General features: G+C 45.7%; 10 protein-coding genes. 9 read left to right on the top strand and 1 reads right to left on the bottom strand.

Going from position 1 to position 14,942, the window contains the following annotated elements:
- Nucleotides 1–23 precede the first annotated feature (23 nt).
- The 7 genes from BM293_RS04575 to lnt all read left to right on the top strand — a co-directional run bounded on the left by BM293_RS04575 (nt 24) and on the right by lnt (nt 9,181).
- Nucleotides 24–1,253, top strand: coding sequence for a mechanosensitive ion channel family protein (locus tag BM293_RS04575; RefSeq protein ID WP_093447150.1), 1,230 nt, complete (start codon nt 24–26; stop codon nt 1,251–1,253).
- Nucleotides 1,253–3,673: a phosphoenolpyruvate synthase gene (gene ppsA, locus BM293_RS04570; RefSeq protein ID WP_200770597.1), complete on the top strand. Its 2,421-nt coding sequence runs from the start codon at nt 1,253–1,255 to the stop codon at nt 3,671–3,673. The genes BM293_RS04575 and ppsA overlap by 1 nt, the downstream gene beginning before the upstream one ends.
- Before the next feature lie 91 nt (nt 3,674–3,764).
- Nucleotides 3,765–5,204: a tRNA (N6-isopentenyl adenosine(37)-C2)-methylthiotransferase MiaB gene (gene miaB / locus BM293_RS04565; protein WP_093447148.1), complete on the top strand. Its 1,440-nt coding sequence runs from the start codon at nt 3,765–3,767 to the stop codon at nt 5,202–5,204.
- A gap of 6 nt (nt 5,205–5,210) precedes the next feature.
- A complete protein-coding gene (locus BM293_RS04560; RefSeq protein ID WP_093447147.1) occupies nt 5,211–6,197 on the top strand; it encodes a PhoH family protein in 987 nt (328 codons plus the stop codon).
- 8 nt (nt 6,198–6,205) lie between these two features.
- Nucleotides 6,206–6,706, top strand: coding sequence for an rRNA maturation RNase YbeY (ybeY, locus tag BM293_RS04555; protein WP_093447145.1), 501 nt, complete (start codon nt 6,206–6,208; stop codon nt 6,704–6,706).
- Nucleotides 6,707–6,753: 47 nt separating this feature from the next.
- The gene (locus BM293_RS04550) at nt 6,754–7,629 is read left to right on the top strand and encodes an HlyC/CorC family transporter (RefSeq protein ID WP_093447144.1); all 876 of its coding nucleotides are present in this window, start codon (nt 6,754–6,756) and stop codon (nt 7,627–7,629) included.
- Complete coding sequence (gene lnt / locus BM293_RS04545; RefSeq protein WP_093447142.1) at nt 7,622–9,181, top strand: apolipoprotein N-acyltransferase; 1,560 nt, start codon at nt 7,622–7,624, stop codon at nt 9,179–9,181. Before BM293_RS04550 ends, lnt begins: the two co-directional genes overlap by 8 nt.
- A 73-nt stretch (nt 9,182–9,254) precedes the next feature.
- Here the strand turns inward: lnt and glnA are convergent, their stop codons facing one another.
- Nucleotides 9,255–10,661: a type I glutamate--ammonia ligase gene (gene glnA, locus BM293_RS04540; RefSeq protein ID WP_093447141.1), complete on the bottom strand. Its 1,407-nt coding sequence runs from the start codon at nt 10,659–10,661 to the stop codon at nt 9,255–9,257.
- Nucleotides 10,662–10,959: 298 nt separating this feature from the next.
- Here glnA and BM293_RS04535 point away from each other — a divergent pair, with 298 nt between their 5' ends.
- Both BM293_RS04535 and pstA read left to right on the top strand, forming a co-directional pair.
- On the top strand, nt 10,960–13,236 hold the full coding sequence (locus tag BM293_RS04535; protein WP_093447139.1) for an ABC transporter permease subunit: 2,277 nt from the start codon (nt 10,960–10,962) through the stop codon (nt 13,234–13,236).
- 30 nt (nt 13,237–13,266) lie between these two features.
- Complete coding sequence (gene pstA, locus BM293_RS04530; protein ID WP_093447138.1) at nt 13,267–14,904, top strand: phosphate ABC transporter permease PstA; 1,638 nt, start codon at nt 13,267–13,269, stop codon at nt 14,902–14,904.
- Nucleotides 14,905–14,942 lie beyond the last annotated feature (38 nt).

The following is a 14,942-nucleotide window of genomic DNA, read 5'->3' as shown; positions in this document are numbered from 1 at the left end:
AAAATTAAACGCTATGAGGCATTATGTTAGTTGATTGGTTATCAGCATTGTTCGGACACTGGATAGTCTATCCAATGTTATTAAGTATATTGGTGGCTTTTACCAGTATTGCGACGGTTTTATTGTTCGTAAGTGTGAGCTTTTATCTATCAAGGCAATTAGTACGCCCTTGGGTGAATCGACTTATTGATTGGTTTGAAGGTGATACGCTTGATGTGACCTCAGCACAGCGTCCTGCTTTGGCCAGTCATATCGCACATCTCATCCCCGCCATCCTGTTGGTTGGCTTGGTCCCTTTTTTCTTTGGTAGTTGGCCTTGGTGGGAAAGCCTGGTGCACACCTTGACTTGGCTCTATTTATACGTATTCATTGCATTAACGTTTGCGGCGCTGGCCGACGTCATTCAAGCTATGCTAGCGGCACGTCATCAAGATTCTAATATTCCGTTTAAAGTTATTTCCCAGTTAACTAAGCTGGTGATTTTTATCGTGCTGGCGATTATGGCGGTGAGTTTACTCATGGGGACCTCGCCGGCCTATTTACTAAGTGGCTTAGGGGCACTTACTGCAATATTGCTGTTGGTGTTTCGTGATGCCTTATTGGGCTTTGTGGCCAGTATTCAGATTGCCGTTAATCGAATGGTAGCACGAGGAGACTGGATTGAAATGCCTAAGTATGGTGCCAATGGCAGTGTGATTGAGCTGGCGCTGACTACAGTAAAAGTACGCAACTTCGATAATACGGTCACCACCTTGCCAACTTATGCACTGATCTCGGATTCGTTTAAAAACTGGCGTGCCATGCAGGAGTCCGGTGGTCGTCGTATTATGCGGGCGATATTAATTGATATTCTGTCTATTCGCTTTGTTGATGCGGATGAGCTGGCTAAAATTAAACAAGCACCTATGCTGGCGGACTTTTTTGGCGAGCAAAAATTGGTGAATCTTGAACAACCCGATCTAACCAATACCGCATTATTTCGAGCCTATGTTGAATGGCAGTTGCGTAAACACCCTTTGATCAATCAAAACCTAATGGTGATGGTGCGACAACTTCAGCCCAGTGAGGTAGGGTTACCGATTGAAATTTATTGTTTTAGCGCGGATAAAGACTGGGCCAATTATGAGCGAATCCAGTCGGACATTTTCGATAATTTATTAGCTACTTTGCCTTTGTTCGATTTACAGGCTTTCCAACGGGTTGGCAGTCGTCGTAATGAATATGATGTGGATAAAACGAGTTTCGGAGAATAATGATTGTGGTAAGTTACATTCGGTTTTTTAATGAGTTGACTTTAGATGACTTGCCGCTGGTGGGGGGCAAAAATGCGTCACTGGGCGAAATGGTGCAGGCTTTAGCCAGTCAAGGTGTGCCGGTGCCAGAGGGATTCGCGGTGACGGCAGAGGCCTATCGCGAGTTGCTATCGGCCAACAAGCTGACTGGAAAAATCTCGGCTGAAATGCAAGCACTTAACCCCGATGATAAGGATGATTTAGCCACACGCGCAAAGCGGGTTAGAGGCTGGATTTATGATGCCAAGTGGCCAGCGGAGATGATTAGCCAGTTGCATCAAGCCTATGGGCGTTTGCAAGCCGAGTCGGGTTTAGGTGACCAATTGAGTTTAGCGGTGCGTAGCTCCGCGACGGCAGAAGATTTGCCGAATGCCAGTTTTGCCGGTCAGCAAGATACCTATCTTAATATTCAAGGTGAAGCCGACTTGTTAGAAGCCTGCAAACGTTGTTTTGCGAGTTTATACACGGATCGTGCAATTCACTATCGTATTGATAAAGGCTTTGATCATGATCAGGTGGCCTTATCGATTGGCGTGCAGCGCATGGTGCGGAGTGACTTAGCTTCATCTGGGGTGATGTTTACCTTAGATACAGAAACCGGGTTTGATCAGGTGGTGTTTATTACCGCCGCCTGGGGGTTGGGTGAAAATGTCGTGCAAGGAGCGGTTGATCCGGATGAGTTTTATGTGCATAAACCAACTTTAGCACAAGGGTTTGAGCAGGTACTCAAACGCCATAAGGGTGCCAAAAAGATTAAGATGGTGTATGCCGCAGCCTCAGCCGCAGCCAAGTCACCCGTGCGAAATGTGCCTACCTCGCGTGCTGAACGCGAGGTGTTCTGTTTGAGTGATACCGATGCGGTGACGCTGGCACGCTATGCGATGATTATTGAGCAACATTATTCGGCGCAAGCCGGTTACACCAAGCCGATGGATATAGAGTGGGCTAAAGATGGTTTAACCGGCGAATTATTTATTGTTCAAGCGCGCCCAGAAACGGTTATTTCGCAAAAAAATAAAGCGATTCAGCGAGACTATCGTTTAGCGACGCCTCCAGCCTGTGCGCCGTTGGTGGTTGGGCGAGCTGTCGGCGGTAAGATTGGTCAAGGCCAGGTGCGAGTGATTAAAGACCTGTCTGAGTTATCGAGTTTTAAACGCGGTGAAATTTTGGTGAGCGATACCACTAACCCTGATTGGGAGCCGATTATGAAAATGGCCGGTGCGATTGTCACCAATCGGGGCGGGCGCACCTGTCATGCCGCGATTATTGCGCGTGAGCTAGGGATTCCTGCTGTGGTGGGATGTGAGCATGCCACGGAACATCTCACCAGCGGTATGGATGTAACGGTGAGTTGTGCCGAAGGCGAGCAGGGCAAGATTTATCCAGGACTGCTTGATATTGACATCACAGAAACCGACTTGAGTGACCTGCCGCTGCCTGCCACTCCGATTATGCTGAATCTTGGCAATCCTGAATTGGCTTTTGCCTATGCGCATTTGCCGGTAGCTGGCGTAGGTTTAGCCAGAATGGAGTTTATCATTAATGCGATAGGTGTTCATCCACAGGCGCTATTGGACTTTGAGCAGTTGAGTGATCAGCCCTTAAAAACCGCTATTGGCGAGCGTATTAGGGGTTATGAATCACCGCAAGCTTATTATGTGCAATCCTTAGCGGAAGGGATTGCTACCTTAGCGGCGGCCTTTTATCCCAAACCCGTGTTGGTCCGTTTTTCGGATTTTAAATCCAATGAATATGCCAATTTATTAGGTGGCAGCCTGTATGAACCAGAGGAAGAGAATCCGATGATCGGTTATCGGGGTGCGGCGCGTTACATTGATGCTGATTTTGCACCGAGTTTTGCGCTGGAGTGCCAAGCCATTAAACAGGTGCGAGAAAAAATGGGGCTGACCAATGTCAATGTGATGGTGCCATTTTGTCGCCGTGTGAATGAAGCGCAGGCGGTGGTGAGCTTGCTGAATCAATTAGGCATTCGATCTGGCGATCAGGGGTTAAAAATCTACATGATGTGTGAAATCCCTAATAATGTCTTGATGATGTCAGACTTCGCCGAGTATTTTGATGGTTTTTCGATTGGCAGTAATGACTTAACGCAACTGGTGTTAGGGGTGGATCGCGATTCAGCTAAGGTGGCCGCCTCTTATGATGAACGAGACCCAGGCGTGAAAAAGATGTTGCAGATGGCGATTGAGCAAGCGCAAACCTTGGGTAAACCCATTGGTATTTGTGGTCAAGCGCCATCTGATTATCCAGAGATGGCTGAGTTTTTAGTGCAGCTAGGGGTGAGTTCGATGAGTTTAAACCCAGACTCGGTGTTAACGAGCTTGCCGAAAATTTTAGCCGCCGAGCAAGCGAGCACCTAACTCAACGCAAGGGTAAAGATTTATGGTAAGCTATGCGGCTATTTTTCTTGGCTGGTGCCTATTAACCATCTGATTTATAAGGTAAAGCAACATGAGTGATCTATTAACAAAGCAAGATACGTCTTTAACGAGCTCGATTGTTGGCGGTGGGTTATTGATTAAAACCTATGGCTGTCAAATGAATGAGTATGATTCAGAAAAGATGGCTAATTTGCTTGAGAACACCCATGGTTTGCGTTTGGTTGAAACCCCAGAAGAAGCCGATGTAGTGTTGATGAATACCTGTTCGGTGCGCGAAAAAGCGCAAGAAAAAGTATTTGATGAACTGGGTAAATGGAAAAAGTGGAAAGCGGAAAAGCCTAATCGGGTGATTGGCGTTGGTGGTTGTGTCGCTTCACAAGAGGGAAAGGTTATTCGTAAACGTGCGCCCTATGTGGATGTAATTTTTGGGCCACAAACCCTGCATCGTTTACCGAATATGATTAACGATGCGTTAGGTGCGCGTGCACGAGATGGCAAGGCTAAAGCGGTGATTGATATTTCTTTTCCAGAAATTGAAAAGTTTGATCATTTGCCTAAGCCAGAATCCACCGGCGTATCGGCCTTTGTGTCGATTATGGAAGGCTGTTCAAAATATTGTACCTTTTGTGTGGTGCCCTATACCCGTGGCGAAGAGGTCAGCCGGCCGTTTAATGATGTGCTAGCTGAGGTACGTATGCTAGCCGAACAGGGGGTGCGTGAAATCAATTTACTGGGTCAGAATGTTAATGCCTATCGGGGTGTGATGGCCGATGGTGACATCGCCGATTTAGCGATTTTAATGCACGCAATACGTTTAATTCCAGGCATTGACCGGATTCGTTATACCACTTCACACCCCAATGAAATGACCAGCAATATTATTAATGCGTTTGGTGAAATTCCCGAGTTGGTATCTCATTTACACCTACCGATTCAATCTGGTTCAGACCGAATTTTGGCCTTGATGAAGCGTAATCACTTGGCGTTGGAATATAAGTCGATTATTCGCAAAGTGCGGGCGCATCGTCCAAATTTAAGTTTGTCGGGTGATTTTATTATTGGTTTCCCCGGTGAAACTCATGCAGATTTTGAAGCCACTATGAAGCTAGTCGAAGAGTTGAAATACGATCGTTCGTTTAGTTTTATTTATAGCCCACGCCCCGGCACGCCGGCATCGAGTTTGCCTGATGATGTGTCGATGGATGAAAAAAAGCAGCGTTTATATGCGTTGCAAGCCTTGTTGAATGAGCAAACTCAAGCCTACAGCGAAGCGATGATTGGCACTAAGCAGCGGGTATTAGTTGAGCGTTTATCACGACGATCCACTGATGAAGTGGCTGGACGCACTGAAAATAATCGCGTGGTTAATTTTCCTGGCCGTATTGATATGATTGGTCAGTTTGTAGATGTCGAGATTCATGAAGCCTTAACTAATTCCCTGCGAGGTAAGGTGGTTGATGAACCAGAAGCAGGCTTGCAACGTGATCCTGTAGCCTACTATGCGTTGTAATGTCTTATGAGTGAAAGCCAATTGGACTCGATTGTATTTGAGTTAACCCCAGAATCAAACGAGCAGCTGCAAAATTTTTGTGGCTGGCACAATCAGCACATTAGTGACCTAGAGCTAAAGCTTGGCGTGGAGATTAACCATCTAGGCTTTAAATTTAAAATCACCGGCCATCCAAGCCGTTTGGTAACGGCTGAGCGGGCTGTACGCACTTGGTATGCGGAAGCGGAACATAAAACGCTGTTGCCTGAAGACCTGCATTTGTTACTGAGTTCTGCAGATATTCAACAAGGTCTGGCGCAGGCCGCTGCAAGCAGCACCGAGGGTTTTGAACTTATTCGTGTTAAGCGTAAGCAAATTAAAACCCGTAATCCCAATCAAACCCAGTATGTCCGGGCGATGAAAAATAATGAAGTGAACTTTGGCATAGGCCCGGCGGGTACGGGTAAAACCTATCTGGCGGTGGCCTGTGCGGTAGCGGCGCTCGAAGCGGATCAGGTGCGACGAATCGTCTTGACCAGGCCTGCTGTCGAGGCCGGTGAGAAACTGGGTTTTTTACCAGGCGATCTTACTCAAAAGGTGGATCCTTATTTGCGCCCGCTATACGATGCACTGTTCGATATGTTGGGCTTTGAAGCTGTTGAGCGCTTGATCGAAAAAAACGTTATTGAAATTGCGCCGCTTGCTTTTATGCGGGGCCGTACGCTCAATGAAGCCTTTATTATCTTGGATGAAGCCCAGAATACCACTATTGAACAGATGAAGATGCTATTAACCCGAATGGGTTTTAATTCTCGTTTGGCCGTGACCGGAGATATTACGCAATGTGATTTGCCGAAGCATCAAAAATCCGGTTTGCGAGATGCGATTGAGGTTTTAGCGGATTTAGATGAAATCGGTTTTACGTTTTTTCAAGTCAAAGACGTCGTGCGCCATAAGTTAGTACAACGCATCGTGCAGGCCTATGAACAATCAAAGCCAATGCCCCATAATTGAGCCTAGCCATGTTTGAACTTGATATACAGGTTGTTGAAGATGATCCAGAGTTACCGACTGAGGCGCAATGCTTAGGCTGGTTAGCGTCGGCGCAGGCCGAATTAGTAGCCTTTGATGCTGATGAGTTTGCGGATCAAGATTATATTATCACGCTTAGATTTGTGGATGCGGCTGAAAGTCAGCAGCTAAATGAAAGCTACCGAGGTATTAATAAACCGACCAATGTACTCTCTTTTCCTGTCGATGATTGGGATGATGCCTGTTTGCCCCCTGAGCTATTGGCCGAATTGGGTAGGCCGCATTTAGGTGATTTAGTATTTTGTGTGCCAGTGATGTTAGCAGAGGCACAAGACATGGCCATTGCGACAGAAGCTCATTGGGCGCATTTATTAATTCATGGTTACTTGCATTTACATGGATTTGATCATATTAAAGATGACGAAGCGGCGCTAATGGAGCGATTGGAGTCGTGTATTCTGCGCAAGTTAGGTTTTGCCGATCCTTACTAATCTTATTATTTTAATTTATTTTATTGCAATGGAGTTAAGCCCTCACCATGAGTGAAAGTGACAGTAGTAGCAGGTCGTCTTGGATAGATCGTATCGCCCGTGTATTTTCGAATGAACCGGAGGATTTAGACGACCTTATCACCCTGCTGAAAGATGCGCAACAGCAGGGACTAATCGATCATGACGCTTTTTTTATGATTGAAGGGGTGTTAGATGTTAATGAGATGCGGGTGCGCGACATTATGGTGCCGCGCCCTCAAGTCGATGTCATTGATGAGTCTGAACCTTTAGACGTCATTTTGAGTGAAATTGCCCGCTCTGCCCATTCTCGTTATCCCGTTATTTCCGAAACGAAAGATCAAGTATTAGGTATTTTGCTGGCAAAAGATGTTTTGAAGCTCATGGTGCAGGGTCAATTAAATTCGATTGAAGACCTGCGCTCAATTTACCGCAAACCGGTGTTTATTCCCGAGAGTAAGCGGGTTAACGTGTTGCTGCGTGAATTTAAGTCTAGTCACAACCACATGGCACTGGTGGTAGATGAGTATGCCGGACTGGCCGGCGTAGTTACCATTGAAGATGTCCTTGAGCAAATCGTCGGTGAAATTGAAGATGAGCATGATGAAGATGAAGAAGCTTTAATCAAGGCGCAAAATGGCACCAGTTTTAAAGTACAAGCCATTACACCACTTGAGGTTTTTGCCGAGACATTTAAAGTAGTATTGGATCATGACAGCAATATTGAAACACTTGGTGGCTTAATTGCAACACACTTAGGACATGTTCCGCAAAAAGGCGAAGAGCTTGTGCTGCAAGGGTTTAATTTTCGTGTTTTAAAAGCGGATAGTCGGCGTGTCCATTTATTCTTAGTCAAGCCGGTGAATAAAGCATCAGACGCTGGGTCTGCTGATATTGATGATTAAACTCAAACATGCATTAGTCGCGTTTGGCCAAGCCTTGGTACCAAATCGTTGGGCAGGTTTAGCCATTATTTTTGGCGCCATGACCGTGTTGGGTTTTGCACCCTTTGAGTTATCTCCGTTCGCTTTAGCTGGCCTGACCGGCTTGTTTTGGCTATGGTTGGCCAAGTCAAACAGTTTGGCAGATGGTGCGCGATATGGTCTGTGGTTCGGTATTGGCCAATTTGGCGTGGGTGTAAGCTGGTTATTCTCGAGTATTTATTTTTATTCAGAAGCAGGCCTGCTAGCCGCTATTATTCTCGTTGCCTTGTTTGTGCTGCTGTTATCCAGTTTTGTCGCTTTAGCAGGCCTGGTAATTCGTAAATTAGCATCGCATAATTGGCCGGGTGCAGCCCTGTTGTGGTTGATGCCAGCTGTTTGGGTGTTGGTCGAGTGGTTGCGCACCCATACCTTTGGAGGCTTGCCTTTCTTGTTAATGGGCACTTCGCACTTGGACACCTGGCTGGATGGTTATGCACCTGTATTCGGTGTTTATGGTGTGAGTTTTGCTGTTGCAATGACCGCAGGCCTGTTGGTATGGATGCTGCAGTACCGTCAAGTCTTGCCTGCCGCTTTAGTGATGGTTTTCTTGTGGCCGCTTGGCGGAAGCTTGCAAAAAGTAGCTTGGGTTAACCCTGTTGATGATCCGGTATCGGTTGCCTTGATTCAGGGTAATATTTCGCAAGATATTAAATGGCAGACATCAGAGTTTGCCAATATGATGCGCTTGTATACGCGTTTAACGCGTGAGCACTTGGATGCGCAAATTGTGGTGTGGCCAGAAACGGCGATTCCTGGCTATTATGATCAAGCAGCAGCAGGCCTGCTACGACACTTTGTGGGTGATGCACAATTGCAATCGCGTGATATTGTAGTGGGAGCCATTACGCGCCCCGACCCGAGCGCCAATCAATACTTCAACTCTATGATTAATCTGCGTCAACCTGATCAAATTTACCATAAACGTAAGTTGGTGTTATTTGGTGAGTATTACCCGATGTCTGGGGTCATTGAATCGGTTGCTGACTATCTTAATTTGCCCTTTTCGCAGTTTAGTGCCGGTCCAGCGCGACAGCCATTAATGGAATTGGCTGGGCATTCTGTGGGTGTATCGATTTGTTTTGAGATGATGTTTGGTGCTTTGATTGCCAGGGATGTACCGCAGGCCAGGTTTTTAATTACCGCCAGTAATGATGCCTGGTTTAGTCATACCTTAGAGCCGGCACAACTGCGTCAAGAAGCGCAGATGCGTGCGCGTGAGCTTGGGCGTGAAATAGCACGCGTGACCAATACGGGCTATACCGTCATTATTGGCGTAGATGGTCAGGTTAAGCAGCAGATTCCAGCCTATGAAGTGGGTGTATTGCGAGGTCATATTCAGCCTTATGAAGGACAAACTCCCTTTAGTCGTTGGACACATTGGCCTGTTTTAATTTGGTCGTGGATTTTGCTAATGATTGCGGTTTATCTTAAAAGAAATAACTTTAGTGAAATTGTACAAGGTTGGTTGCGTTAAACAAAAAACCCAACATTAAGCTGGGTTTTTTATGCGTAGGTTTCTATCTGGAGATCGCTCTCCAGAGAATCGATTAAGCTGAGTAATACATATCAAACTCAATCGGATGCGTGGTTGCGCGCATGCGAGTCACGTCTTCCATTTTCAGTGCGATATATGAATCGATCGCTTCATCAGTGAATACGCCACCTGCCGTTAAGAACGCGCGGTCTTTATCAAGCGCATCTAATGCCTCTTCTAGAGAAGAGCACACTGTTTCAAAGGTAGCTTCTTCTTCTGGTGGTAGATCATATAAATCTTTCTCAGCCGGTGCGCCTGGGTCAATCTTGTTGATAATACCGTCTAGGCCAGCCATTAACGAAGCGGCAAAGGCTAGATATGGGTTAGCCGTTGGGTCTGGGAAGCGTAATTCAACACGACGACCACGTTCTGAGGCCGCATAAGGAATACGGATGGACGCTGAACGGTTAGAGCCTGAGTAAGCTAGTAAGATCGGCGCTTCGAAGCCGGGTACCAAACGCTTGTAAGAGTTAGTGCCTGGGTTAGTGAAAGCATTTAATGCACGAGCATGCTTCATCAGACCACCAATGTACCATAGTGCTTCTTGTGACAAACCAGAATAGACATCACCCGCAAAGATATTTTTACCACCTTTTGAAAGCGACTGGTTAATGTGCATCCCTGAACCATTATCGCCTACAACAGGCTTAGGCATAAAGGTAGCGGTCTTGCCTAACTGGTGGCAAGTATTATGCACGGCATACTTAAGCATTTGCACTTCGTCAGCTTTAGCCGTTAGAGTGTTGCCGGCAATGGCTAACTCGCATTGGCCACTGTTAGCCACTTCGTGGTGATGCGCTTCAATTTTCAAGCCAATTGCTTCGGCCATAGCGCAGATATCAGCACGAACTTCATGTAGCTGATCAACCGGTGGAACTGGGAAATAACCACCTTTAACTTTTGGACGGTGACCCATATTACCGCCTTCGTAAACTTTTTCAGAGTTCCATGATGATTCACCACCATCGATCTTAACAAATGAGCCAGACATATCTGCACCCCAGCGCACATCATCAAACACGAAAAACTCTGGTTCTGGGCCAAAAAATGCCGAATCAGCTATGCCGGTAGACTTTAAATACATTTCCGCTTTCTTGGCAATGCCGCGTGGATCCTTTTCATAGGGTTCTAATGTTGAGGGTTCAACAATCATGCATCGGATAACAATGGTGGGATCATTGGTAAATGGATCTGAATAAAAACCATCAGTTTGAGGCATCAACAACATATCAGAGTTTTGGATTCCTTTCCAACCACGGATTGATGAGCCGTCAAAACTATGGCCGTCTTCGAAAAAGTCTTCGTCTACCTCAGTAGCAGGAATGGTGACATGTTGTTCCTTGCCAATCGTGTCGGTGAAACGCAAATCAGCCCATTTAATATCTTGTTCTTTGATGAGATCGAAAATAGCTTGCGACATAATCTTTATCCTTCGTTGTGGTTGTAATTATATTGTCATTGATATTAAAGCGGAAACCGTGCCAGTTATTCATTTTTTGTAATTTAGTTGCGTGTACCCTGTTGATTTAAAAATGAATTTTGTATTCGAATTTGGTTTTTAGTCACCTAGTCCTTAAACGGCAATATTCTATTTTGGTGCATTTGATTTGCTTTTGGTGCGATTGCAGGCTGAAATTAAATCTATTTTGACACATAGCTGTAATATTGGCTCGATATAGTGTGTTGAAATTAATCTAACAGGGTGGAAATCCGTTCAAATGAGCCAGCTTGCCAAAGACAATCTTAATGAGGCCTTAACTGGTCAACGCTCGAAACGGCGTTTATTACGTCGTCGTATTCTTGATCATACCGCAAAATATGGTATTAGTAGCGGCGGAATAGGGATTATTTTTGCCGTTTTCCTGATAATGTTTTTTTTGATTTATGTTGTGTTGCCGATGTTCGTGTCAGCAGACATAGACAAACGCACTGAGATGCTCGTGCCGGGTGGAATTGATCAGAGTACAGTGCATTATGCCATTGATGATTATAAAGAAGTCGGGGTACGTATTACTGATCTGGGTCAGATACTTGGCTTTTCTACAGAAAATGCCGATGTGTTACTTGATGAAAGAGTACCTGTGCCAGTGGGCACGCAAATTACTAGCTTCACCCTAGTAGATGAGCCAACGAATCGTTTTGCGTTTGGTTTAGGTGATGGAGGCGTCATATTAGGCCAAATACGTTTTGAGTTAACCTATCCTGATGGTCAACGGGTCATTACGCCGGTGGTGGATTGGCCTTTTGGAGAAGAGCCCAAGGCAATCCATGATGGTCCTGTTGATCGATTAGCGGTACGAGATGTTGATGAGCGCATGATGATTGTTGCTCAATCTAATTTTTCAGATAAAGTCAGTATTCAAACCTATACCAAGCGGACGTCGTTTATTTCTGATGAAATTCAGCTTCGCCCAAGGGCGCAATCTCAAATTAGTACCGATTTTGTTGCCGACTACATAATGCTTGCCAGGAATATGCGTGATTTGGTGTTGGTTGCGCGTGATGGTCTCGCGCGTTATTACCAAATAAGTAATATAGAGCAGCCGGAATTGTTGCAGCAGCTACGTGTTGTTCGTCCTGATGAGACGATTACAACGGCTAAATACCTCAATGGTAATACCTCGATGTTATTTGGTACCGATAAGGGTCGCGTAGTTCAATGGTTTCCGGTGCGGGATCGTAATAATGATTTCGCATTACAAGAAATTCGTGATTTTTCACGCAGTGAGCAGCCGATTACCGCCATAGGTATTGAAGGTACGCGTCGCGGGTTAGCCCTTGGTGACAACGATGGACAATTTAATCTGTTCTACTCTACGTCGGAACGTCACTTAAAAGGAGTGGCTACGGGTTTACAAGATCCGATTAACTTTATCCGCTTTGCACCGCGCGAAAACGGTGCCCTAGTTGAAACCCAGTCGGGACGTTTAATTAGCTATGACATTCACAATCCTCACCCTCAAATTTCATTTTCATCCTTATGGAAAAAGGTGTGGTATGAGGGGTATTCAGAGCCGACCCATACTTGGCAGTCTACAGGTGCAACCGACGACTTCGAAGGCAAAATGTCACTCACGCCCTTAACCTTTGGGACGATTAAGGCCGCGCTCTACTCAATGTTATTTGCCGTACCGATTGCGATCTTTGCTGCCATCTACACCGCGTTTTTTATGGACAAAAAAACGCGTCAATGGATTAAGCCGTCTGTTGAGCTTATTGAAGCCTTGCCTACCGTTATTTTAGGTTTCCTTGCGGGTCTTTGGTTGGCACCCTACATGGAAGCAAATTTACCAGGCTTTTTTGCCATCGTTTTTGTCGTACCCATAGGCATACTGCTGTTTGGATATGGCTGGTCTCGGTTGCCCGAAAAGATTCGTTTAATGGTGCCGATTGGGCGTAGAGCGGTTTTGATGTTACCGGTGGTCATTTTCTTGGGTTGGTTTGCCCTCAGCATGAGTGTACCGATTGAGAGGATGTTCTTTAACGGTGATATGCGTGATTGGTTGACCAATAGTGCTGGGATTGATTTTGATCAACGCAACGCGATGGTGATCGGCTTTGCAATGGGCTTTGCTTTAATTCCGACCATCTTTTCGGTGGCCGAAGACGCGATTTACAGTGTGCCACGTTATCTAGTTAACGGTTCCTATGCGTTGGGTGCCAGTGGTTGGCAGACTATGGTCGGTGTCGTGCTGCCAACGGCCAGTCCGGGTATTTTTTCAGCGGTTATGCTGGGCTTTGGACGTGGGGTGGGCGAAACGATGATCGTATTAATGGCATCGGGTAATACGCCATTAATGGACGTCAATATCTTTGAGGGAATGCGAACCTTAGCGGCCAACCTGGCGGTTGAAATGGCGGAAACCGAAGTCGATAGTACTCATTATCGTGTGCTGTTCCTGTCCGGTTTAGTGTTGTTTATTTTCACCTTCTTTTTTAACACCCTAGCCGAAATAGTGCGTCAGCGTATGCGTAAAAAATACGGTTCACTTTAACGCTATTACCCAAGATAAAAGGAATTAGTCATGAAAACATGGATGAGCAAAGGCGAACATTGGGTATGGTTTAGTGCGTCTGCCGTTAGTATCGCTGTTGTACTCGTATTTGGTTTACTGTTAATGATTTCAGCACGTGGGTTAAGTCACTTTTGGCCGCACTCGATCTATGAGTTTAAAGTTGAACAAGCAACGGAATCTGCAGTCTATACCGCTGAAATTCATAACACCCGCGTGCGCGTGTTTGAAGATCCGCAGAACCCCGGAGTCAGTTTGCGTGAAAATCAAATTTTATTAAAAACAGCGAACCGTGAAATTTATGGTCTCGATTTTAGGTGGATTCCTGAAAATGCAATTACATCGAAGCGGCTTGCCGAAGGTTTAAGTGTTTTTGAAAGATATGAACATGGTGATATGTATGCGGTCATCGAGGCATTTGAGGTTAATGGTGAGCGCATTGACGATCTAGTCTTAGTTAAAGATCGGATGCGTTCACAGCTAGCAAAAAGTCATCAAATTCGCCAAGAGTTGCGTCATATTGAAAGAGGGTTGATTGGTAATATCAATTATCAGTTAGAGCAGCTACGTTTTGAACAACGTCGTTTAGAGCAAAGAGGGCAGTTAACGGAACAAATCATCGCTGATTTTGATGCTGATCGTGCGCGTTTAAATCAAGAATTTAGCGAGCTAGAAACGGTACGCAATGAGCTATATAACCAATTAAGCCAATTAGGCACAGTCATTGTAAGTCTTGCTGATGGTGCTGAGCGTCGGCTCGGTTTAGATCATGTCGTGCGGTTTTGGCAACCAAATGAAATGCACCTTGGTGAAAAAACCGCTTTCTTTTTTGGCTCAATTAAAAATTTCTTACTCGATGATCCACGTAATGCCAATACCGAAGGCGGGGTATTCCCTGCCATCGTCGGTACCTTTACGATGGTCATCTTGATGACCTTATTTGTGATGCCAATGGGTATTTTAGCCGCGATCTATATGCGCGAATATGCCAAAGAAGGACCAGTTTTAAAGTTGGTGCGTATCTCAATCAATAACCTAGCAGGGGTTCCCTCAATCGTATTTGGTATTTTTGGTTTAGGCTTCTTTGTCTATGTGCTTGGTTACAACATAGATCAAATGTTTTACAGCCATGTGCTGCCTAATCCCACTTTTGGTACACCAGGCCTGCTGTGGGCGGCGTTAACCATGGCCTTGTTAACCCTTCCGGTGGTGATTGTGTCAACCGATGAAGGCTTGTCAAGGATTCCACGTTCGCTTCGAGAGGGGGGGCTAGCGTTAGGTGCTACCAAACTGGAAGTGATATTGCGAATAGTGTTGCCGATGACAACACCAGCCATTATGACGGGTTTAATTCTGGCGATTGCGCGTGCTGCCGGAGAGGTCGCGCCACTCATGCTTGTGGGTGTTGTAAAACTGGTTTCCGAGTTACCGGTGAATGCGAATCCGCCCTTTGTGCATTTGGATCAGAAGTTTATGCACCTCGGCTTTCATATTTTTGATGCGGGCTTCCAAAGCCCCAATGTTGAAGCAGCGCAGCCATTAGTTTATGCCACCTCGCTGTTGCTGGTACTGGTGATTGTGACCTTAAACTTGGGCGCGATTATGATCCGCAACCGTCTTCGCGAAAAATATAAATCGCTCGAACATTAATTACCAGAAATTAATTGACAGAATTTAGGTTAAAAGGA

The organism is Thiomicrospira sp. ALE5 (assembly GCF_900112445.1).
Classification (GTDB): Bacteria; Pseudomonadota; Gammaproteobacteria; order Thiomicrospirales; family Thiomicrospiraceae; genus Thiomicrospira.
This window is presented reverse-complemented; position numbering and strand designations above follow the sequence as displayed.

What these genes read in the sequence shown, in the direction of transcription:
- pstA (WP_093447138.1), top strand. Translation starts at nt 13,267, where the DNA reads ATGAAAACATGGATGAGCAAAGGCGAACATTGGGTATGGTTTAGTGCG.
- miaB (WP_093447148.1), top strand. Translation starts at nt 3,765, where the DNA reads ATGAGTGATCTATTAACAAAGCAAGATACGTCTTTAACGAGCTCGATT.
- lnt (WP_093447142.1), top strand. Translation starts at nt 7,622, where the DNA reads ATGATTAAACTCAAACATGCATTAGTCGCGTTTGGCCAAGCCTTGGTA.
- ybeY (WP_093447145.1), top strand. Translation starts at nt 6,206, where the DNA reads ATGTTTGAACTTGATATACAGGTTGTTGAAGATGATCCAGAGTTACCG.
- ppsA (WP_200770597.1), top strand. Translation starts at nt 1,253, where the DNA reads ATGATTGTGGTAAGTTACATTCGGTTTTTTAATGAGTTGACTTTAGAT.
- BM293_RS04535 (WP_093447139.1), top strand. Translation starts at nt 10,960, where the DNA reads ATGAGCCAGCTTGCCAAAGACAATCTTAATGAGGCCTTAACTGGTCAA.
- BM293_RS04575 (WP_093447150.1), top strand. Translation starts at nt 24, where the DNA reads ATGTTAGTTGATTGGTTATCAGCATTGTTCGGACACTGGATAGTCTAT.
- glnA (WP_093447141.1), bottom strand. Translation starts at nt 10,661, where the DNA reads ATGTCGCAAGCTATTTTCGATCTCATCAAAGAACAAGATATTAAATGG.
- BM293_RS04550 (WP_093447144.1), top strand. Translation starts at nt 6,754, where the DNA reads ATGAGTGAAAGTGACAGTAGTAGCAGGTCGTCTTGGATAGATCGTATC.
- BM293_RS04560 (WP_093447147.1), top strand. Translation starts at nt 5,211, where the DNA reads ATGAGTGAAAGCCAATTGGACTCGATTGTATTTGAGTTAACCCCAGAA.